Source organism: Streptomyces sp. NPDC033229 (assembly GCF_055576875.1).
The window spans coordinates 1-19,897 of sequence record NZ_JBVIQR010000011.1; the positions used below are offsets into that span (position 1 = coordinate 1).

Annotated in this window: 15 protein-coding genes and 2 pseudogenes; 6 read left to right on the forward strand and 11 right to left on the reverse strand. The window is 70.5% G+C overall.

Features of this window, described 5'->3' with window-relative positions:
- The coding region (locus ACZ53N_RS12370; RefSeq protein ID WP_469140811.1) for an integrase core domain-containing protein at positions 1-446 on the forward strand (446 nt) is incomplete at its 5' end.
- Positions 447-461: 15 nt separating this feature from the next.
- Here the strand turns inward: ACZ53N_RS12370 and ACZ53N_RS12375 are convergent.
- Positions 462-764 (reverse strand): annotated as a pseudogene (locus tag ACZ53N_RS12375) (transposase); the annotation flags it as partial.
- Here ACZ53N_RS12375 and ACZ53N_RS12380 point away from each other — a divergent pair.
- Positions 751-1,038, forward strand: a pseudogene (locus ACZ53N_RS12380) (transposase); the annotation flags it as partial. The pseudogenes ACZ53N_RS12375 and ACZ53N_RS12380 sit on opposite strands and share 14 nt — an antisense overlap.
- A 395-nt stretch (positions 1,039-1,433) precedes the next feature.
- Here the strand turns inward: ACZ53N_RS12380 and ACZ53N_RS12385 are convergent.
- Together ACZ53N_RS12385 and ACZ53N_RS12390 are read right to left on the reverse strand one after the other, a co-directional pair.
- Positions 1,434-2,117 (reverse strand): ABC transporter ATP-binding protein, encoded by a 684-nt coding sequence (locus tag ACZ53N_RS12385; RefSeq protein ID WP_469140812.1) that lies wholly within the window; start codon positions 2,115-2,117, stop codon positions 1,434-1,436.
- Positions 2,114-3,202: an ABC transporter permease gene (locus tag ACZ53N_RS12390; RefSeq protein ID WP_469140813.1), complete on the reverse strand. Its 1,089-nt coding sequence runs from the start codon at positions 3,200-3,202 to the stop codon at positions 2,114-2,116. Before ACZ53N_RS12390 ends, ACZ53N_RS12385 begins: the two co-directional genes overlap by 4 nt.
- Positions 3,203-3,376: 174 nt before the next feature.
- Here ACZ53N_RS12390 and ACZ53N_RS12395 point away from each other — a divergent pair, with 174 nt between their 5' ends.
- Together ACZ53N_RS12395 and ACZ53N_RS12400 are read left to right on the forward strand one after the other, a co-directional pair.
- Positions 3,377-4,597, forward strand: coding sequence for a sensor histidine kinase (locus ACZ53N_RS12395; protein ID WP_469140814.1), 1,221 nt, complete (start codon positions 3,377-3,379; stop codon positions 4,595-4,597).
- Positions 4,594-5,229, forward strand: coding sequence for a response regulator (locus tag ACZ53N_RS12400; RefSeq protein WP_469140815.1), 636 nt, complete (start codon positions 4,594-4,596; stop codon positions 5,227-5,229). The genes ACZ53N_RS12395 and ACZ53N_RS12400 overlap by 4 nt, the downstream gene beginning before the upstream one ends.
- A 1,442-nt stretch (positions 5,230-6,671) precedes the next feature.
- Here ACZ53N_RS12400 and ACZ53N_RS12405 read toward each other — a convergent pair.
- The 6 genes from ACZ53N_RS12405 to ACZ53N_RS12430 form a co-directional block, all read right to left on the reverse strand.
- Complete coding sequence (locus ACZ53N_RS12405; RefSeq protein WP_469140816.1) at positions 6,672-7,448, reverse strand: hypothetical protein; 777 nt, start codon at positions 7,446-7,448, stop codon at positions 6,672-6,674.
- Complete coding sequence (locus ACZ53N_RS12410; protein WP_469140817.1) at positions 7,445-8,227, reverse strand: hypothetical protein; 783 nt, start codon at positions 8,225-8,227, stop codon at positions 7,445-7,447. The genes ACZ53N_RS12405 and ACZ53N_RS12410 overlap by 4 nt, the downstream gene beginning before the upstream one ends.
- A gap of 85 nt (positions 8,228-8,312) precedes the next feature.
- Positions 8,313-9,878 carry an FAD-dependent oxidoreductase gene (locus ACZ53N_RS12415; RefSeq protein ID WP_469140818.1) on the reverse strand — a complete coding sequence of 522 codons (1,566 nt, stop codon included), beginning with the start codon at positions 9,876-9,878 and terminating at the stop codon, positions 8,313-8,315.
- A 67-nt stretch (positions 9,879-9,945) separates the two neighbouring features.
- Entirely contained in the window at positions 9,946-10,929 is a 984-nt protein-coding gene (locus ACZ53N_RS12420) for a spirocyclase AveC family protein (RefSeq protein ID WP_469140819.1), read from the reverse strand.
- 6 nt (positions 10,930-10,935) lie between these two features.
- On the reverse strand, positions 10,936-16,203 hold the full coding sequence (locus ACZ53N_RS12425) for a type I polyketide synthase (protein ID WP_469140820.1): 5,268 nt from the start codon (positions 16,201-16,203) through the stop codon (positions 10,936-10,938).
- 10 nt (positions 16,204-16,213) lie between these two features.
- Positions 16,214-16,444 carry a DUF5988 family protein gene (locus tag ACZ53N_RS12430; RefSeq protein WP_469140821.1) on the reverse strand — a complete coding sequence of 77 codons (231 nt, stop codon included), beginning with the start codon at positions 16,442-16,444 and terminating at the stop codon, positions 16,214-16,216.
- Positions 16,445-16,701: 257 nt separating this feature from the next.
- Here ACZ53N_RS12430 and ACZ53N_RS12435 point away from each other — a divergent pair, with 257 nt between their 5' ends.
- Together ACZ53N_RS12435 and ACZ53N_RS12440 are read left to right on the forward strand one after the other, a co-directional pair.
- On the forward strand, positions 16,702-16,920 hold the full coding sequence (locus tag ACZ53N_RS12435; protein WP_469140822.1) for a hypothetical protein: 219 nt from the start codon (positions 16,702-16,704) through the stop codon (positions 16,918-16,920).
- A gap of 656 nt (positions 16,921-17,576) precedes the next feature.
- Positions 17,577-18,053: a DUF6314 family protein gene (locus ACZ53N_RS12440; protein ID WP_469140823.1), complete on the forward strand. Its 477-nt coding sequence runs from the start codon at positions 17,577-17,579 to the stop codon at positions 18,051-18,053.
- A 27-nt stretch (positions 18,054-18,080) separates the two neighbouring features.
- Here the strand turns inward: ACZ53N_RS12440 and ACZ53N_RS12445 are convergent, their stop codons facing one another.
- Complete coding sequence (locus ACZ53N_RS12445) at positions 18,081-18,641, reverse strand: cysteine hydrolase family protein (RefSeq protein ID WP_469140824.1); 561 nt, start codon at positions 18,639-18,641, stop codon at positions 18,081-18,083.
- Positions 18,642-18,819: 178 nt separating this feature from the next.
- On the reverse strand, positions 18,820-19,851 hold the full coding sequence (locus ACZ53N_RS12450; protein WP_469140825.1) for a hypothetical protein: 1,032 nt from the start codon (positions 19,849-19,851) through the stop codon (positions 18,820-18,822).
- Positions 19,852-19,897: the final 46 nt, after the last annotated feature.

The window sequence follows — 19,897 nt, forward strand, 5'->3', positions numbered from 1 at the left end:
GCCTCGCCTGCCTCCACACCGCCCTGGACGACCACTCCCGCCTGGCCTACACCGAAGACCTGCCCGACGAGAAAGCCGCCACCTGCGCCGCCTTCCTCACCCGGGCCACCGCCTGGTTCGCCGCCCGGGGCATCACCGTCGAGCGGGTCCTGACCGACAACGCCTGGGCCTACACCAAGAACACCTGGCGCGATACCTGCCGCGACCTGGGCATCACCCCTCGCTGGACCCGGCCCTGGCGGCCACAGACCAATGGCAAGGTCGAACGCTTCCACCGCACCCTGCTCGAAGAGTGGGCCTACATCCAGCCCTACACCTCAGACGCCGAACGCCAGGCAGCGTTTCCCGACTGGCTGGACTGGTACAACTACCACCGACCCCACACCGGCATCGACGGCCACCCACCAGCCAGCCGCGTCACCAACCTGTCCGAACAACACACCTAGGGCGTGTCCGCAAAGTCAGTTGGGGAGCCATAGTCGCAGGCAGGCGAGGGTGACCAGGGCTTGGTAGTGGCGGGCTCGTTTGTCGTAGCGGGTGGCGAGGGCCTTGTTCTGCTTGAGGCGGTTGAAGCAGCGTTCGATGACGTTGCGGCGCCGGTAGACCTCGCGGTCGAGGCGGCACGGGCTTTCGCCGCGTCGTCGGCGTCCGCTGATCTGGTCGGCGCGCTCAGGAATGGTGCAGGCGATGCCGCGTTGCTGCAGGTAGCTGCGGATCTTGCGTGACGAGTAGCCCTTGTCCGCGACCACCCTGGCCGGCCGGGTCTACAGCTCAAAAGCGATCCGCACCTGGCTCCGCCGCCACGGCATCCCGCACACGATCCCCGAGCGCGCCGAGCAGGTCCGCAACCGGACCCGACAAGGCAGCCACGGAGGCCGCCCGCCGGCTTTCGACCGCGAGATCTACAAGCACCGCAACGTCGTGGAACGGTGCTTCAACCGCCTCAAACAATGGCGCGGCATCGTCACCCGCTACGACAAAACCGCCCAGTCCCACGAAGCAGCCGTCACTCTCGCATCACTCCTGATGTGGGCGTGACATTTGACGACAGAACCTAGGCCGCTACAGCTTCACCCCGTCTACTCCTGCGGGTGGGCTGCGGCCTCTGAGCGACCCGGACGTGGTCGAGCTCGACGAGGACGAGGGCGCCCCACTAGCAAGCCGGGCGCCAGGTGGGGCCGGTACGGAAGTGGAACAGGCCGCTCGGGCCACTGGGCGGCGGACCGTTCACGGGCGGGTTGCGTGGTCGGCGTGGTGGTGGGTGTGGGGCGCCTGCCGCCTCTGCGGAGCCCGGCGATGCGTGAGCCGGCGCCACGTTGATCACGTCGACGATCCTGCGCAGCCTGTGCTGTACGCGCAGGGCGTCGGAGGTCCGCGTACGGCTTGAGCGGTGGCCCCTGCGTGCAGGGGCCACCGCTTGGCGGGCTGCTGGTTCAGCGCGTTGATGCCGGGAGGTGCAGGCGTCCGTCGTGGACTTCGGTGATCTGGTCGACGGCGGTGAGGTGGGTGCGGTCGTGGGTGACCAGGATCGTGGCGGTGGCCTGCTGGTGGGTGAGGCGGGTAATGAGGTCGAGGACGGCGGCGCCGCGTTCGTGGTCGAGGGCGCTGGTGGGTTCGTCGACCAGGAGGACGGTGGGGTCGTTCATCAGGGCGCGGGCGATGTTGACGCGCTGGCGCTGGCCGCCGGAGAGCTGGTGAGGGCGGCGGCCAGCCTGGTCGGCGAGGCCGACGGCGTGGAGGAGTTCCATCGCGCGGGTGTGGGCGGTGCGGGGTTTGCGGCCGTCGACCTGGGCCATGACCTGGAGTTGTTCGGCGGCGGTGAGGGAGGGCAGCAGGTTGGGCTGCTGGAAGACGATGCCGATCTTGTGTCGGCGCAGTTCGGTGAGTTCGCCGCGGGTGAGGCTGGTGGCGCTCTGGCCGTCGATGGTGACGGTGCCGCTGTCGGGGGTGATCAGGGTGGCGGCGACCGCGAGGAGGCTGGACTTGCCGGACCCGGAGGGGCCCACCACGGCGGTCAGGCTGCCCTGGGGGACCTCCAGGCTGACCTGGTCGAGAGCGGTCAGGCGGGTGTCGCCGTCGGGGTAGGTGAGGGTGATGTCGGTCAGGGTCAGGCTCATCGGACACTCCCCAGGGCGGTCAGCGGGTCGACGGAGGTGATGCGGCGGATGGACAGGGCAGCGCCGAGCGCACCGAGGAGGATGATCACGACGGCCGGGAGCAGGACGGTGGCGGGGGTGAGGAGGAACGGCACGGCGGAGCCGGCCACGAGTGCGCCCAGGACGGCGGCGATGCCGGTGCCGATCAGGGTGCCGCCGACGAGCAGGACGACGGCCTGACCGAGGGCGTCCTTGAGCAGATTGGCAGTGGAAGCGCCCAGGGCCTTGAGGACGGCGACGTCGCCGCTGCGCTGGATGGTCCAGACGGTGAAGAAGGCGCCGATGACGAGGGCAGAGATGGCGAACAGGAAGCCGCGCATCAGCTGCAGGGAACCGTTCTCGGAGGTGTAGGAGCCGATCGCCGACAGCGAGTCGTCGGTGGAAACCGTCTTGGTGCCGACCTGGCGGTCGATGGTGGCCGTATCGGCGCTGGAGGTGGTGCTCAGGGCGATGACGGTCGCGGTCGGGCCTTCTGCGGTGCCAGTGGGCGGCGCGGTCTTCTGCCAGGTGTCCAGGCTGGTCCAGATCACCGGTGTGTGACTGTAGTGGGCATCGCCCGCGACGGCGGCCACCTCCAGCTGCCGGCCTGCCAGGGTCAGGGCGTCCCCGGCCTTGACGCCGAGGTCGTCCGCGGCCGCGGTGGACAGCACCACCGCGCTGCCGGTGATTTTGTCGCTGTCCGGGGCGAGGCGGGAGCCGGGCTCGACGCCGAAGGCCGAGACCCCGGTGCTCTTGTCTCCCGCGGTGGCCTTGGTCGTGGTGATCCCCAGCGGTTCGGCGCTTTTGACACCCGGCGCCTTCGACCACTTCTTCCACTGCGCTTGCGTGACGGTGGAGTTGGAGTACGACAGGTCCTGCCCGCCGCTGGGAGCCTGGAAGGCGATCTTGTCGGCGGGCAGGGACGTGATCGCGGAAATGTTCTGCTGGCCCAGTCCGGCCGTCAGCCCGGACAGCAGCCCGACCAGCAGGGTGATCAGCACGATGACGGTCCCCATCAAGGCGAAGCGCCCCTTGGCGAACTTCAGGTCTCTCCAGGCGACAAACACGGCCTTGGCCTGTCCTTTCCAGCGGTGGAAGCAGCTATGACTCCACCGTCTCCGCCGACCCCCTACGTGCGCGTCTGGCGCAGGACGGCACTTCGCGGGCTGAAAGACGGCACGCGGGTTCTAACTTTCGATGGATGCCCCTTCGCTGCCGACTTTCGTAACCTGGGACGCACTGTGAACTCTGCCGCCCCTGCCCTGACCCCGACCACCCGGGCCCTGGCCTGGTGCCTGCACCTGCTGATCATCGGACTGCTCGCCCTGGCCGCCGGCCGGGCCGTGGCCGACGACCGGCTCCACGCCGGATGGATCATCGCCGCCTCGGCAGTGTGCGGCCTGGTGTACGCGGCCGGACCCACGCTGCCTCGCATACGCCGCTCACGGCGGGCCGCCACCCTGTGGCTGGCCGCCGTGAGCGCCTGCTGGCTGGTGCTCCTTGCCCTGTCCGCCGACGGAGTGTGGGTGGCGTTCCCGCTGTACTTTCTCTGGCTCCACCTGCTACCCCGCCGTACTGGCGTGGCCGCCGTCGCCGCCACCGCAGTGGTGGCCATCGCAGGCTTCGCCGTGCACCAGGACTCCTTCAGCGCCGCGATGGCGATAGGACCAGCCCTCGGCGCCGCCGTAGCCGTCGCGGTGGTCCGGGGGTACCAGGCCCTGTACCGGGAGAGCGAACACCGCCGACAGCTGATCGAGGAACTCACCGCCACCCGCGCTGATCTAGCCGCCGCCCAGCACACCGCCGGCGTGCTCGCCGAACGCGACCGCCTGGCCCGCGAGATCCACGACACCCTCGCCCAGGGCCTCTCCAGCATCCAGCTGCTGCTGCGCGCCGCCGAACGAGCACTTCCCCAGGCCCCACAGAACGCGGCCCGCTACGTCGACCAAGCACGGCAGGCCGCCGTCGACAACCTCGCCGAAGCCCGCCGCTTCGTCGCCGCCCTCACCCCACCCACGCTGGAAGGCACCACCCTGGCCGATGCCCTGGAACGCCTGTGCACCACCACCTCCGCCCGGCACCGGCTCACCGCACGCTTCCACCTCACCGGCACCCCCGCCCCGCTCACCACCGCACACGAGGTCGCCCTGCTGCGCATCGCCCAGTCCGCCCTGGCCAACACCGTCCGCCACGCCGAAGCCACCACCGCCGACGTCACCCTCAGCTACCTCGGCGACCACGTCGCCCTCGACATCGTCGACGACGGCTGCGGCTTCGACCCCACCCTCCTGCCCGCCCCCGACCCCGAGACCGGCGGGTTCGGCCTGGCCGCCATGCGCGCCCGGACCCAGGCCCTCGGCGGCACCCTCACCATCGAATCCGCCCCCAGCCACGGCACCGCCCTGGCCGCCCAACTGCCCCTCACCCCGCCAGCCGACACCGAGCCCGAGGCCCGCCCGTGACCGACACCCCCATCCGCCTGCTCCTGGCCGATGACCACCCCGTCGTACGGGCCGGACTGCGCGCCGTGCTGGAAACCGAGCCCGACCTCGTTGTCATGGCCGAAGCCGCCACCGCCGAGGACGCCATCACCCGCGCCGCCGAGGGCGACATCGACGTCGTCCTGATGGACCTGCAGTTCGGCAAGGGCATGGGCGGCGCCGAGGCCACCGCCCAGATCACCGCCCGCCCGGGCGCCCCCCGCGTGCTGATCGTCACCACCTACGACTCCGACGCCGACACCCTGCCCGCCATCGAGGCCGGCGCCACCGGCTACCTTCTCAAAGACGCACCGCCCGAGGAGCTGGCCGCCGCCGTGCGCACCGCAGCCGTCGGCCGCACCACACTCGCGCCCACCGTCGCCGACCGGCTGATGAACCGGCTACGCGCCCCCGGCACCACCCTGACCCGGCGGGAAACCGAAGTTCTCGCCCTGGTCGCCGACGGGCTGTCCAATCAGGCCATCGGCGGGCGCCTCCACCTGACCGAAGGCACCGTCAAGTCCCACTTGGCCCGCATCTACGCCAAGCTCGACGTCGACTCCCGTACCGCCGCCGTCGCCACCGCAACCGACCTCGGCCTCATCCGCCGCTGACCCGAGCGCACACGAACGCCTGGAGCCGCCGCCAAGCGACATGTAGCACCGAGCGTGACAGCCGCTACGGACAACAGCTCGTCGTGTCCTGCCCCGACGCCCCGCTCACCTACACCCCCGCCCCCTGCCCCCGAGGAAGTGCGCGGGTGGTGCCGGGGCGAGGTCGGCGGTCAGGGTTCCGCGGATCAGGGTGACGATCTAACGAAAGCATCGTCCGGAGGACGACGAAAAGCGTCGTCCGTAAGACGACAAATCCACGGCCCGGCGAGGAAGGGAACCGGGGGGAAGAAGACTCGGTCCACCAGCCGCACCCCGCCGGGCTCCTCGACGAGGGCGTGTCCGGGTGATGGGAGCTTGGCAGTGACCGGCAGGGATCGCGGGAGCGTGTGCTCCGCTATCACTGCTCGTGGTGACCGGCCGGGCCAGGGGACGTCGCCGTGCTGCCGGTGCCCCCGTCCGGTCGCAGCGTCTGCCGACGACGGTAAGTCAGGCCTCGTCGGCAGACGCTGCGAGCGTCGCGGCCAGGTGACGGCCAGCCGACGAGCTTGAGGTGGGCTTGGAGCCAGCGGTGTTGGACCGACTCTGGCGGATTCGGGTGACAGTGAACATCCGCCGGTGGCCCGGAGGACCCCGGGGCTGCCGTGGGTTCGTCAGACCGTCACCCCGGCGTCTGTGCTCTCGACGGCTCCTCACCGTCCTCGCCCCGGCGCCGCTTTCCTGTCCTGGAAGCAAGTGGCGGCCCCCTTAGCGCTGATGACCGCCGCGACGATCCCGATGATCGCCGTCGCCGACCGCTTCTTCCGCCCCGTCATGCTCTCTGGCCTGCTCCCTACAGCCGCCTTCTGGAACGTCTTCCTCGCCTGGCTCATGTTGGGGCCCCGAGAGCTTCACGGGCACCACCACCGCAGTCGTCCACGCCCTCGCCTGGGCCCTGCCATGCCTACCGCCGCTCGCCATGGCAGCCCACGACTGAAATGTCCCCGTAGGGGGCGCCCGCGCATCGGCGTCCGCTGCCGTACGCGCACCGGCCCGTGAGTTGGCACGCCTCGGCGGCTGCCGCGTACAGGCGCTTTCCCGGCGGCGTCGCTGTGGGAGTTCGTCGTGAGCCCGCCCGTGATCAGCCGTAACCCGGCGACAGCAGCGTCGCAGGTGTGGGGAGCTGACGGCGTCGCCCAGGTGCCACAGGGTGTCCAGAAGTGTTTCGAAGAGGTCTGCGGCCCAGGCTCCGATGCGCCAGCCGCGGATGGCGCCGACGGCGGCCAGGGGGTGTGGCGGCCCGGTGGGTGCCGGCGGCGGCGAGCGTGCCCAGCGATGCGATGACGAAGCCGCGTCCGAGTCGGTCCACCGGGCCTCTCTCCTGCGTCCTCCAGCGCTTCCACGGTGCCCGCGACCTCCAGGCAGCTCACTCGTTGCGATGAGCTGGTGGAAGCCCCCAAGCTCGCTCATGGGGTCGTTGTCTCTTCTTCGTGTTGGCTGGATGCCGTTTCCGGACTCTTGCCGGTCAGGGGACAGGGCCGCGTCTGTGGTTCTGGCCGGTGGAGTTGGTCGGACGGAAGCCGGAGCATGACGGTACCGAGGACGGTGGTCCACACGAAGAGCAGGGAGAAGAAGAACATGCTGAGGGGTTCGCCGGGGGCGAGCCATCCGCGGTTGGCGAAGAGGAGGAACGGGTGGGGCAGGCCCAGTGCCGCGGTGGCGAAGCTGTAGGTCGCGGTCCAGCGCGGCAGCACCTGGGTGTGGCGAATGGCCATGCCGGCGGAGAAGGTCAGGAGGCTGGTGAAGAACTGGGTGGGCAGCCAGACGAAGAGTGAGGCTTCGAAGACAAAGCGGATGAAGTCGTCGCTCAGGGTGGGGTGGTACCCGGCTGCGGCGGATGCCGTCATCCACAAGACGGCCGCTAGCTGGAAGAAGGCCATGGTCAGGGCCATGGCGGGCGTGATGAGGGAGACGAACATGGTGCGGCACCCGGACATGCGCAGTACGTCGGTCAGCCCGGCGCTGAACAGCAGGGTCACCGCGTAGAAGACGAAGGCCAGGAAGCACTGGACGATGTAGAAGTCGGAGTACCGCGCGAAGTAGTCCACGATCTGGGCCGTCGAGGTGCCCCAGTTGGGGAAGACGTGCGGGAAGTCCGGGGAGAAGAAGCCGATCAGGGCAAGGCTGGGGAGGGCGATGATGCCGGCGAGGCCAGCCCAGCGGATCTCCTGGCGTGGGGTCATGTCTCCTCCTGGCGCCGGCTGGTGGGGGCACTGGCATTTCGACTGGCTGTGGGGTGGTGTGCGCGGGTGGTGGGGGCGGTGACGGGGATGCGCCGCAGCGCGATGCTGGTAGTGAGCATCCAGGCGGTGAGCACGGCCCAGGGCGCCATGGACGCCAAGCCGCCGGGGGCCAGCCACCCCTGGCCAGCCAGGACCTGCAGTGAGCCGAGGGCGCATACGGCGCCGGTCGCGAAGGTCGATGCGGTGGCCCAGGCAGGGAACAGGCGCGTCTGCAGAAAGGCGATTCCGATGGCCGTCAGCAGGAACGCCTCGTAGAGCTGGAAGAACTGGTAGCTCACGAAACCGGCTTCGAAGGTGTAGTGGGCCAGCATGGCGTTGGTGGGGTGGCCGGTGGTGCCGCCGAGGCCCAGCAGTACCCACAGCGGAGAGGTGATCTGCACAGACAACGAGGCGGCAACGGCCGCCGGTGTCATGATGCGGGTGGCGATGGTCCGGCGTCCGCAGCCTTCGAGGTAGGCCGTGAGCCCGGCGATGAGCCAGATCAGCAGAATGAGGCCGATGCCAGCCGTGAAGGACTGGGAGATGACGGCGACGCGGTGCTCGGCGAACCAGGCGGTCATGTGCGCGCCGGACAGGCCCCAGTTCGGGAAGAGCTCGGGAAACCGTTGCGGGGTCGAGACAAGTGAGACAAGCATCACCAGCACACCGAGGATTCCTGCCCAGCCGGCGCGTCGGATGTCCCGGATCTGTTCGGGTGACAAGGGGGATGGATTGGTCATGGTGGTGTCCTTGACGGCGGTGGTGTGAACGGACGGCAGCCCGTTTGCTGGACCGGTGCGGCAGTGGGTGCGGCGGCGTTCGCCGTCACTGGCGCACTCGGCGACCTGCTCGGTGCGGTGTCCCCGCCGTGGCACGCAGGAAGCAGCGGTTGCAGGTGATCAGGCCAGCTGTGGGCGCGATGGTGGAGTTGGGTGCGGCCCGGCCGAGTTCCCCGGTGGTCACGGCGGGTTGCCTGTCGTCGCGGGGGGGGCTGGGCCGGTACGCCTGCTGGCGGTGGTCGACAGAAGCCGGGGCGATGATCCGGCCGAGGTGCCGGGGGCGGACGAGGGTGGCCGGGCCGGAGAGCATGTTGACGACCCGGGCGAAGTCCTGGAACATGCGCGGGTTTTCCGGGATGCGTTCTTGCCATCGGTTCAGGTACCACTGTCCGGCCCGGACGGCCGGGGTAGGGGGCCTGTCGCACGACCAGCCGTAGTCGGCGAGGATGGCCATGGTCCAGGGCCAGACGGTGATCCGGGCGAGATGGCGCTGGAACCTTCGGGTAAATCCCCGCAGCTCGCTGTCGGTGTGACGAGCGAGCAGGGCCTGTAGGGCGCGGGCTTCGAGAGCGGCGACCGTCATTCCCTGGGCGTAGACGGGGTTGAAGGCACAGACCGCGTCGCCAAGGGCGATGAGCCGGTCGGGCCAGGGGGCGAGGCGGTGGTACTGCCGACGGCGGTTGTCGGTGCGCGCGTACCGGGGAATCGATGAGAGGGGTTCCAGGTCGGCAAGGGCACCAGCCAGGTCGCCGTGGAGGGACTCGATGAAGGCGTTGAAGCCCGCTTCGTCAATGGGCGGGTGGTCGCCGGCCGCGCCTTGCAAGGTCACCAGGAGCTGGTGGTCTTCGATGTGGAGGGCGAAGCAGCCGCGGGTGCGGTCGGGCGCGTACGGAGGCTCGAACAGAGCGCGCCAGGACGGCGGTGTGTCCGGTTCGATGCGGTAGATGCGGGAGGCGTAGCCGACGCGGGCGTTCACTGTGGTCTCGGCCACGCGCGGGAGTCCGAGGTCGGCCAGCCAGTCGGGCAGGTGGGAGGCGCGGCCGCTGGCCTCGGCGACCAGGTCCGCCGCCTGGGTTGTGTGCGTCCGGCTCCGGCTGCCGACCGGGTGATGTGTGAGGTGGACACCGGTGATCCGTTGGCCTGCGGGGTCTGTCTGGAGTCCGGTCACCGTGCGGCCGTCGTGGATGCGGACGCCGGGCAGTGCGGCGACACGGGCGCGGACAAGTGTCTCCAGCAGGGGGCGGCTAGCGGGCTGGATGAGAATCCCGGAGAGCACTGCCTGTGGCGTGCCGTGGGGCAGTTGCAGACGGGCGTGCTGGCAGAAGTCCACCAAGGGTGCCCCGGCGGCCTTGAGCTGTTGTTGGATGCCGGGGAGGAGTTCCTCGAAGAGTTGCAGGCCGCGGGCCTGGAGCGCGTGGGCGTGGCGGCCTTGCGGGACCCCTTTGCGGGGGTGTGGCTCTGGGCGGAGATGGTCGCGCTCAAGGATGGTGACCTGGTCGAAGGTGTCGCTGAGCGCGCGGGCGGCGAGCAGCCCGGCGATGCCGGCCCCGATAACGACGGCCTGCCCGAACCGGCGCTGCGGGGGACGGGGCTGATCATCACGGCGGTCCACGCCGCTCCCCTTTCGGTTGGTCCGGGCCACGGCGGACCGGACGGATCTGCTTGCGGGGCGTTCCAGGTCAGGCGGCGGGTGGGCTGAACCAGGCGGGGAAGTCGACCGGGTGGCCGATCGTGAGGGCCGCCGCGGTGATGAACACCAACGCTGCCGCGACGGCGACGGTCATGTATCCGACTCCCGCGAACAGGCGTACCCAGGGCTGGGCCCGGCGGGGAAGGCGGAGCGAGCCGCCGAGGATCCACACTTCCCGGCCGGGCTTGGCGTAGAGCGTCATCAGCACCACGGGCATCACCACAAGGAAGATCATGGAGAGCGGTGAGGAGATCGGGAGCTGGTAGTAGTGGCCCTCGAAGAAGGTGAGGTGGGGCAGGGTGTAGACGTAGCCGTAGCCGCCGACCCGCTGGTACGTCTGCTCCATGGGGATGTCCAGGACCAGGCACGCCGCGGCCGTGAGGGCGGCGACCCGCAGGCGGCTCCACTGCGGCCGCCAGCGCCGCAGGCGGGTGGCGATGGCCACGCCCATGAAGATCCACAGGATGAGCGCAAGGTAGGCGCCGATGACGAGGAGACTCATGATTTCGGTCTTCACCCCGGGCGGCGGGCCGGACCAGCCGGGCAGATAGGGGCCCCAGCTGATCACATTGAGGCCGTAGCGGTTGTGCCCGATGGTGTGGTGGGTGGCGTTGAGGTAGCCGTCCAGCCAAAACGACAGGGAGCAGCCGGCGAGCAGCGCGGCAGGCAGGGTCACCCGGCCCGCTGCGCGGCACTTGTGCCAGCACCACCAGATACCTGCTGCCCAACTGGTGATGAGCACCACTTCCGTCGCCCGGGTGGCGACCTTCAGGGGGGTGGGGATCTCGTAGCCGCCGGCGGGGTAGGCATGGACGTTCCCATCGGCCGTCCAGCGGGCGAACACCCACAGCTGGCCGAGGAACGCCGCCGCGCCGATGGCGGCCCATGCAACGGACGGGCACAGCCAGCGCCGGTGGGCGAGTGGTTCGGATGTCTTGGTCCGCGAGGGGGCCGGGGAGCTGTCATGCGGCATGCGGCGTCACCCCTTGGCGATGTTCCTGGTGGTCTCGGGTACACGCTTGCCGGTGGGGGCAGTCTCACCGGCTGGCTCTGGTGCGGTGGCCAGGCCCATGTGCTCCAGGAGCCAGCCGGTGAGGCTGGCTGCGCTGGGTTTGGTCCAGATCACGCCGGGGTTGATGTCGGTCTGGAAGGCGCGGTGGAGGCGCTGCTGGAGCTGGACGGCGCCCAGGGAGTCCAGGCCCAGGGTCACCAGGCTGGTGTGGGCCCCGATGTGGCGGGTAGTGCCGCCGAGCAGGTCACGTACCTGGCCGATGATGAAGTTTTCCATCAACGGGCGGCGTTCGGCGGCCTCGGCGGCCAGGAGTTCGTCGCGGAGGTTGTCGGGTTCGGTGTTGTCGGGGGCGGTGTGGCCGGCGAGCAGGTCGGATAGCAGGGTGGACTGGTGCAGGTGGGGGTACGGGGCGGTCCAGGCGGTGGCGTCGATGGGTGAGTAGGCGATCTGGTGGTGGCCTTCGGTGAGGATGCGTTCGAAGGCGTCGATGCCGTCGGCTGGCTGGATCATCACGAAGCCGCGGTCGGCGAGGTGCTGGCCGCGGCCGGTCTCGGCCCAGGCGCCCCAGCGGATACTGGTGGCCGGCAGTCCCTGGCCCAGCCGCCGGGCCACGAGCCAGTCGAGGAAGGCGTTGGCGGCGGCGTAGGCGGCCTGGCCGGGGGAGCCGATCAGCGAGGCCAGTGAGGAGTAGACGGCGAAGAAGTCGAGCTCGGCACCCAGGGTGGCGTGGTGCAGGGCCCAGGCTCCCTCGGCCTTGCCCCGCCAGACCCGGTTTAGCAGGTTTTCGTCGAGGTTGGCGAGGGTGGCGTCCTCGACGACGCCGGCGGCGTGCACGATGCCGCGCAGGTGGAGGCCGTCCTTGGTGGCTTTCTTGATTGCCTTCGCGACGGTCGTTGTCTCCGCGATGTCGCCGAGCACGACGGGGATGTCGGTGTTCAGGTCCGCGAGCTGGCGTGCGGTGGCCTGCGAGGGGGCTGTGCGGCCGCAGACCACGATGCGGCGGGCGCCGCGTTCGGCCAACCGGCGCACGGTCAGCAGTCCCAGACCGCCCTGGCCGCCGGTGACGAGGTAGCTTCCGTCCGGCCTGACCAGTTGGGGCAGGCCACTGTTGGCAGGGCCCGGGCCGGGGCGGAGGCGGGTGACGCCGCGGACGCCGTGGCACCAGCTGATCTCGGTGATCGGCGGGTCCTTGGCGAGCAGGTCGGGCAGCACGGCCTCCAGGGGCGTGTCGCCGACGACTTCCAGGCTGCTGGGGCCAAGCTGCGGGTACTCGAACGCGGCACTCCGCAACAGTCCCTGGATCCCGGCGGCCGGGGTGTCCTCGCCCTGCCACATCACCCACAGCCGCGGCGGCTGGGCGTGCTGGGCGAGTTGCCGCATGACCTCCACCGTGCGCAGCACCTGGCTGCGGGCCGTCGCCGGCGCACTGGGGGTGTCCCCGCGTCCGAGGACGAGGAGCACGCGCGTGCACGGCGGTGCGGTCTGGTCGGCGAGGCCCGGTGCGGCGTCGGTCACCAGGTGGGCGTTGGCCGCGTTCTTGGCGATCAGGATGCTCAGCCTCCTGGCCCACAGGCTGTCCTCGGGTGCGATGACCACCCAGTGCTGATCTGTCGGGTCGTCAAGTGGTCGGCGGAGTGGCTCGGGTATCCAGGCAAGGTGGGACAGCCGTGAGACGTAGCGCTGCTCGGGTGGGGTGATGTTGGCCAGGCGCAGGCCGCGGATCTCGGCGACGACACGGCCATCGGCCGTGGTCAAGGTGCCGGAGGCGGTGCAGCGCAGGTCGTCGGCGTGCTGCAGGAGCACATTCGCGTGGCGGGTGTGTGCGGTAGGGCCGTACAGGCGGATCTCATCGAAGCCAACGACCACGACCGGGCCGGGGCTGGTGGGGCAGTACTCAAGCCAGGCAGCGACCGCGGTCTGTACGAACTCGTCGGCCAGGGCCGGATGCAGCCTGAAGGCCGCCGCGGAGATCCGGGCGCTGTCGGCGATCCGCACGGCGGCAACGGCACGGTCGCAGTCAGGGTGCACCTGGATGCGGTCGACGGCGGTGAAGGACGGGCCGTGGACGACGTCGTGGCGTGTTCGGAAGAGCCGGTACAGGTCGGCAGGGGCCGTATCCCGCCAGGCCGACTCCGGGCGGGGAACCGGATCCTGCACGACAACCGTGGCGTTGCCGGACAGGGCCCGGACTGTGGCCTGGGCGTGGAGGAGGATGTCGCCGTCCGCCTGGGTCACGATGTCGGCGTGTGCGGTGTCCGCGCCGCAGACGAGGCGGGTGGTGACCGTCGGCTCGGGGTCAAGGACCAACGGAGCGGCGACCCGCAGATCCTCCAAAGCGATCCGGCCGGTGCCGAAGACCTCGGCCCCCGCGGCGAGCAGCATCTCGGCGAACCCGGTACCGGGCAGCACCGGGGTGCCGGCCACGGCATGGTCGGCCAGCCAGGGCAGGCGGTTCGCACTGATGGGGGCCTGCCACAGGTGCCGGCCGGGCTGCTCGGGATCCTGGATCCGCCCGCCGAGCAGCGGGTGCTGGGTGGCCGCGGGCAGTTCCGGTGCGACGAGGGCATACGGGGGCCGCTCGCCGCCGTAGCGGGCACGGTGCCAGGCGGTGGTGGGGACATCGACCAGGTCGCCGGCCCCGTAGCGGGCGGTGAAGTCGATGCCGTCGTAGCCGGCGGCGTACACGGTGGCCAGGTGGCTCAGCAGCGCCTGCTGGTCGTCGCTGCCGCGGCGCAGACTGCCCACGGCGACCGCGTTATGCACGCCGGCGTCGGCCGCGATGTCCAGGATCGGCCGCGAGGCCAGCGGGTGTGCGGTGCACTCGATGAACAGCCGGTGCCCGTCGTGCAGGGCAGCGGTCACGGCACGCTGGAACTGGACGGCATCGCGCTGGTTGCGGACCCAGTATTCCGCGTCCAGCGGACCGGGATCGTGCGGGTCGGCGGTAACGGTGGAGAAGAACACCGTCCCTTGTGGATGCTGGGCAGGTAGGCCGATCAGGGCGGTGCGCAGGTCGTCGATGATCGGTTCGACCTGGGCGGAGTGCGAGGCCACATCCACGTCGATCATCTGAGCGACGACGCCCGCCGCACTCCACGCCTCGACCAGTGCGCGTACCTGCTGTGCGTCGCCGGAGACGACCGTGGCGTGAGGGCCGGTGAGCACGGCGACGGACACCTTGTCGGCGCCCGCCGCCTCCAGGGCCTGCTGGGTCTCCGGCGCGCTGAGCAGCACCGAGGCCATCGCGCCGTGTGCGACCCGGGCCAGCAGCCGGGCGCGGCGGCAGATGACCTTCACCCCGTCGGCAGGGCTCAGCGCGCCCGCGACGACGGCGGCGGCCACCTCGCCCAGCGACTGGCCGATCACCGCAGCCGGCTCGACACCCCAGGACCGCCAGAATGCGGCCAGCGCCACCTGCACCCCGAACAAAGTGGGCTGGATCCGCTCCAGACCGGTCAGCTGCCCGGGACGCTCGATCACCTCCCGCAGCGAGAAGTGGGCCTCCGCCTGGATCAGCGGCTCCAGTTCCTCGAGGGCCGCGGCGAACACCGGCTCCTGTACCAGCAGGCGCCGGCACATGCCGGGCCGCTGCGAGCCCTGCCCGGTAAACACGAACACTGGCCCGGCATGTCCGGGCGGCAGCACCGGCGTACCGTGGACCACCCCGTCCACGGCCTCATCTGCGGTGAACGCGTGGGCCCGCGCGGCCAGCTGACCGGCGTCGGCGGCGACGATGCCCAGCCGGTGCGCGGCGTGCTGGCGGCGTACCGCCAGCGTGTGCGCCACATCGTGCAGGTCCGCGGACGCCCCCTCGTCCTTCATCCAGTCGGCCAGGCGCCCGGCTGCCGCGGTCAGGGAGTGCGGCGAACCGGCGGACAGCAGGAACAGCCAAGGTTGGCCGGGCTCGGCCAGCCCCCGTACCGCGCCGCGACGCCGGCCCGCGGGCGGCGTTTCGAGCACGACGTGGGCGTTGGTCCCGCTCACACCGTAGGAGCAGACCGCCGCCAGCCGGCCCTCGCCGGGCACCGGCCAGGCGGTCGGCTCAACGGGGATGAACAGCCGGGACTCCTCCTCCCGCGTGATGCCCGGATTCCAATGGGCGAAGTTCTGGTTGGGGGGGATCACCCCACGCCGCAGGCACTCCACCGCCTTGATCAGACCGGCGATCCCGGACACCGGCTCGCAGTGCCCGATGTTGGTCTTGACCGAGCCCAGCGCGCACCGGCCCCGTCCCCGCCCATAGACGGCGTTGACCGACAGGTACTCGATCGGGTCACCCACCGGCGTGCCCGGGCCATGCGCCTCGACCAGACCTACCTCACCCGGATCAATCCCGGCCCGGTCCACCGCCTCCCTGAACAGCCGCTGCTGCATGTCGGTGGACGGCGCGGTCAGCCTCGTTGCCTGCCCGTCGTTGTTGACCGCGCTGCCGCGGATCACCGCAAGCACCCGGTCCCCGTCGCGCCGGGCATCCGCCAGCCGCTTCAGCAGCACCGCACCGGCCCCCTCGCCCCGCACGTACCCGTCGGCGCGCGCGTCGAAGGCATAGCAAGCGCCGCGCCGTGACAACAGCAGCGGCGCCTCGAAGTAGTGCGTCTGCGGTGCGAGCATGAGCAATACCCCACCGGCCAGCGCCATGTCGCACTCCCCCAGGGCCAGTGCCCCGCACGCCGTGTCGAGTGCGACCAGGCCTGAGGAACAGTGCGTGCTGACCACCATCACCGGGCCGCGCAGGTCCAGCGCGAAACCGATCCGCCCCGCGGCGCCCGCCGCGTAATTGCCGAACAGGTAGGCGGGATTGGGGGCGTCCTCGATGGGACGGGCGTCGCGGAACAGGTTGTCCGGAGCGTAGGTACCGACATACACCCCCGTCCGCGAACCGCGCACCCGGTCCACCGGGATCCCCGCGTGCTCCACCGCCTCCCAGGCCACCTCCAGCATCACCCGCGACTGCGGGTCCACCCACTCCCGCTCCGCCGGCGCGATCGCGAACGCCTCCGGCTCCCACGCCCACACATCCCGCTGAAGGAAACAGCCCATGGCCGCCGGAGCCTCCAGCCCGGGATCGTGCACGGCCGCGAGATGGGCCGCGTCCCACCGGTCGGCTGGTACCGGACCGGCCGTCTGCCGCCCCTCGGCCGCCAGCCGCCACAGCCCGTCCGGCGTCTCGACCCCGCCGGGGAACCGGCAGCCGATCCCGATGACGGCGATCGGTTCCGTACGGGATGCTGACATGCCCGGCCTCCTACTCCGCGATCTTCGTGCTGTAGGTGAACTGGAGTATTGGCAGCAAGTCGCCATTCACCAGGCGGTGTTCGCCGGTATGCTCGAAATGCTGGTGCCGTCCGTAGAAGGCCACCACCACTTGTGACATGTCGGCGTGACCGTCTGGAAGCCGGTACAGCTGCGGCAGATCCGGAGGGCCTCCTCGCAGGACGACCCACCGGTCCCAGCGCGTTTCCGCTCCGGCTGCCATCTCCACCACCTCCGGGCGGCATTCACAGGGGGCCCGCACGCTCTCGGACATCCAGAACCGAGGACTACTCTTCCTCTTCCCCACTGGACGTGAAAGAACGGAATACGACAAGGCGCAGAAACAGAGTGAATATGGCATACGGCGCGTAAGGTCAGTTCCTGTACGCCTCGCGCCAGCGCCGCCCGAGCGGCCCGGTCCGCCGCCGTACACCCCCGGCACCCGCCGGGGCACTCCCGGTACCCCGGGGGCGCAGCGGTGTGGAAGGCGAGGAGGACCGCCCGTTCGCCGTCGACTACCGCACCTGCCGCCACTGCTGGCTCGGCTGGGTCGAGAGCCCCTACACCACCGAGCCGTTCCAGCGTTGCGGACTGGCCGCTGCGGGGCTGGCCGCGCTGCGCCGGGAGCATCCCGGACTGTCCTCGCACACCCTCGGCGGCCACTTCCGCGACTCGCGCGCCTTGGACCACAGTCGGTGAGGGGGGCAGGCGGCTACCAGCAACGCGAGGTATGCCCGCACGTTCCCACGGGTGAGAGGCATAGCCGGTCAGGTGCTCTCACCGCCAGGGGCCGGCGAGTATCCGGCGCCCACGCTGGCCGCGCTGCCTTCTCGCCGTCCGCTGCCCTGTCGGTGGCGTGGCCCTGGACGGGTCGCTAGGACCGGCGGTGCCGCGGCCGCGGCTGGCCCGGCCAGGTTCCCAGCGCAGGGTCTCGGCCTCCTCCCGCAGCAGCAGGCCGTCGCCATCGAGGAGGAGGCCAACGCCATCCGACTCGGCATCGGGCCCTACAGCGAGTACGGGCCCAAGCCATGAGGGACGCGTGCTTTGCGGTCTCAGCGGGAGAACGGGTAGGTCCGGACGGGGTCGAGGTGCAGTTCGTAGGGCCCGAAGCAGTCGGCCGCGAGGGTGGCGACCGGAGCACCGCAGGGGCAGGCCCGGTTGAGTCCCTCGTCGCCTGCCGGTCCGCAGCACCCGGTGCTGTTCTCCCAGTCGGGCAGTGGCTCGCCCCGCCCCACATGCCCTGGAACGAGTGCTCGCCCCTGTCCGTCACTGACTCGTCGGACAGGCCCTAGACATCCCCGCCCGTCCCGATGGCCGCTCGCCGGTGGCACGCGGCGCCGGGCGATAATAGGGCCATGAGTTCCACCGCCCACGATCCGCCCCCCGCCGAGGTCCCGGCCCCGCATCCCGTTCCCGATGCGGTGGCCTACCTGGGCGGTCAGTGGGCGGTCGACCGTAGGCTCCTCGATCTGGCCACCGGCACCGAGGGGGCGTTCCACGGCACGGCCGCGTTCCGGGCGTCCGGCGACCCCGCGTACATCCTGCACGTCGAGGACGGCGAACTGACCTGGAACGGCACCGTCAACCGGGCGGGCCGGACGCTCCGGCTGTACCCCGGGCCGGACGGCACCGCCGAGGTGACCTTCGCCGACGGCCGGTCCTTTCACTCACTGGATCTGCGCACGGGCCGCTGGGACGTCCGTCACCCCTGCGCCGACGACCTCTACGACGGGACGTTCACCATCGTCTCCCGGGACGAATGGCATCTGCGCTGGCGCACCACCGGCCCGGCCAAGGACCAGCTTCACCGCTCGGTGTACCGGCGGCGGTAGAGGCTGCGGTAACCGGCTGACCCGCCGCTACCGGGGTGCGATCGTCTCGAGCCAGTCGTCGACGGTGACGACATCCGCCCATTGCGGGAACAGTCGCTCGACGAGGACCCGGTGTACCTCCGGGTCGGTGTCCAGACAGGCGTCGGAGAGAACGGAGAGGCCGAAGTCCAGGTCGTTCGCCTGGCACAGAGTGGACAGCACCACAGCGCTGGTGGCGATGCCGCTGAGCACGAGGCTGTCGATACCGCGTGCCCTCAGGACCACGTCGAGGTCGCTGCCGAAGAACGCGCTCGCCCGTCTCTTGGTGACCACCACGTCGCCCGGCCGGGGCGCGATCTCGGGGTGGATCCCGGTGCCCGGGGCGCCCTCGACGAACAAGCCGGCCCGTGCGATGGCGGCGAGGGGCTTGTTTCGCGTGCCGACCTCCGGAAAGCCGGGACGTAACGCGATGACCACGTAGATCACGGGGATGTTCGCCGACCGGGCCCCGTCGATCGCCCTGCGCAGGCGCGGCAGATATCCGGAGCCGTCGTCGGTGAGGTCCACGATGGCCTGTTGGACATCCATCACGAGGAGGGCGCTGCTCATGTCATCTCCAGGAACGAGGCCGGTTCGACGTTATTCATGACAACCAAAATGTCATCGCCCTCGTGAATTCGGCAACCACAGTGCCACATTGACGGTTTGACGGGCGCGGCGAAACAGGCCGCAGTCACGGGGCGGTGACCGCCGTGACTGCGGCAGCGGTACGGGGCGGGCGGTGGGGTCAGACGCCGACGGCTTCTTCCATCTCTTCCTCGGTGTCGGCGGCGGCCGTGGTCGCGGTGCCGGTCCGCCGCCGGGTTTCGGCCGCCCACGCGAGGGCGGTCACGGCCATGCCGGCGAACAGCCATACGGCCAGCGTCCCCACGTGCCGGCCCAAGCCGGTGCCGTCGAAGTAGGCGAGGCCGCGGGTGCCTTCGACGAAGGCGGCACCGTTCCAGAAGCCGTGCAGGGAGGCGAAGAAGCCGTTCTGCAGCTCGGGCCGGAAAATGCCCCCGGAGCTGGTGAAGTTGAGCATCACGAACAGCACCATCATCGCCAGCGTCGTCCACCGCTTGAGGAAGGTGTGCAGCCCGGTGCCGATCAACAGGACACCGGCGGAGTAGAGCCATGCCATCCCCCACAGTCCGCCCAGCCCGTGGTCGACGAGGTGGAAGACGGGCCCGGCCAGCAGCACGCCGATCGCGCTGACCACCACGGAGGTCGCCGCGGCCAGCAGCGCCCGTATCCGCATGGGCAGGACCGCACCGGCTCCGCCGATCACCGCGACGGATGCGTAGGAGCCGATGCTGACGGCCACCAGCAGGAAGAAGATGCCCTGCCCGGTCGGGTCGTCCTGGGCGGGCGGCGCGATGTCGGTGACCTTCAGCGGGGCGCCCTGGCGGGCGGCCACGGGCGTGAACACCTTCTGTACGACGGTGGCGGTGGTGTCCGATCCGGCCGAGGCGACCAGCAGCTCGGGGCTCTTCCCGTCGGGGACGAACGCGCCGAAGATGTCCTGGTGGCGCAGCTGGTCCTCCGCTTGCGCCCGGTTGTCGACGGTGTGGACGGCGAGGGCGTCGCCCGCCTTGTCGGCGATGGTCCGCGCGAGGTGCTCGGCGCTCGGACCGGACCCCACCACGGCGACCGGCAGGTCGTGCGGTGCGGGATCGGCGAACGCGCCGAGGTAGGCCAGGCCCATGCCGACACACATGAGCAGCGGAGTGAGCAGATGGGTGAGGACATGGCGCAGCGCGCCGCCCGTCGCGGATTTCATGGTGGTTCCTCGACTCCCCCGAAAGGGATGGTTGGCATCTACAACT

Excerpts from the sequence above, each read along its gene's own strand:
- ACZ53N_RS12385 (WP_469140812.1), bottom strand. The coding sequence starts at position 2,117 with ATGAGCCTGACCCTGACCGACATCACCCTCACCTACCCCGACGGCGAC.
- ACZ53N_RS12405 (WP_469140816.1), bottom strand. The coding sequence starts at position 7,448 with ATGACCCCACGCCAGGAGATCCGCTGGGCTGGCCTCGCCGGCATCATC.
- ACZ53N_RS12410 (WP_469140817.1), bottom strand. The coding sequence starts at position 8,227 with ATGACCAATCCATCCCCCTTGTCACCCGAACAGATCCGGGACATCCGA.
- ACZ53N_RS12420 (WP_469140819.1), bottom strand. The coding sequence starts at position 10,929 with ATGCCGCATGACAGCTCCCCGGCCCCCTCGCGGACCAAGACATCCGAA.
- ACZ53N_RS12425 (WP_469140820.1), bottom strand. The coding sequence starts at position 16,203 with ATGTCAGCATCCCGTACGGAACCGATCGCCGTCATCGGGATCGGCTGC.
- ACZ53N_RS12430 (WP_469140821.1), bottom strand. The coding sequence starts at position 16,444 with ATGGCAGCCGGAGCGGAAACGCGCTGGGACCGGTGGGTCGTCCTGCGA.
- ACZ53N_RS12440 (WP_469140823.1), top strand. The coding sequence starts at position 17,577 with ATGAGTTCCACCGCCCACGATCCGCCCCCCGCCGAGGTCCCGGCCCCG.
- ACZ53N_RS12445 (WP_469140824.1), bottom strand. The coding sequence starts at position 18,641 with ATGAGCAGCGCCCTCCTCGTGATGGATGTCCAACAGGCCATCGTGGAC.
- ACZ53N_RS12450 (WP_469140825.1), bottom strand. The coding sequence starts at position 19,851 with ATGAAATCCGCGACGGGCGGCGCGCTGCGCCATGTCCTCACCCATCTG.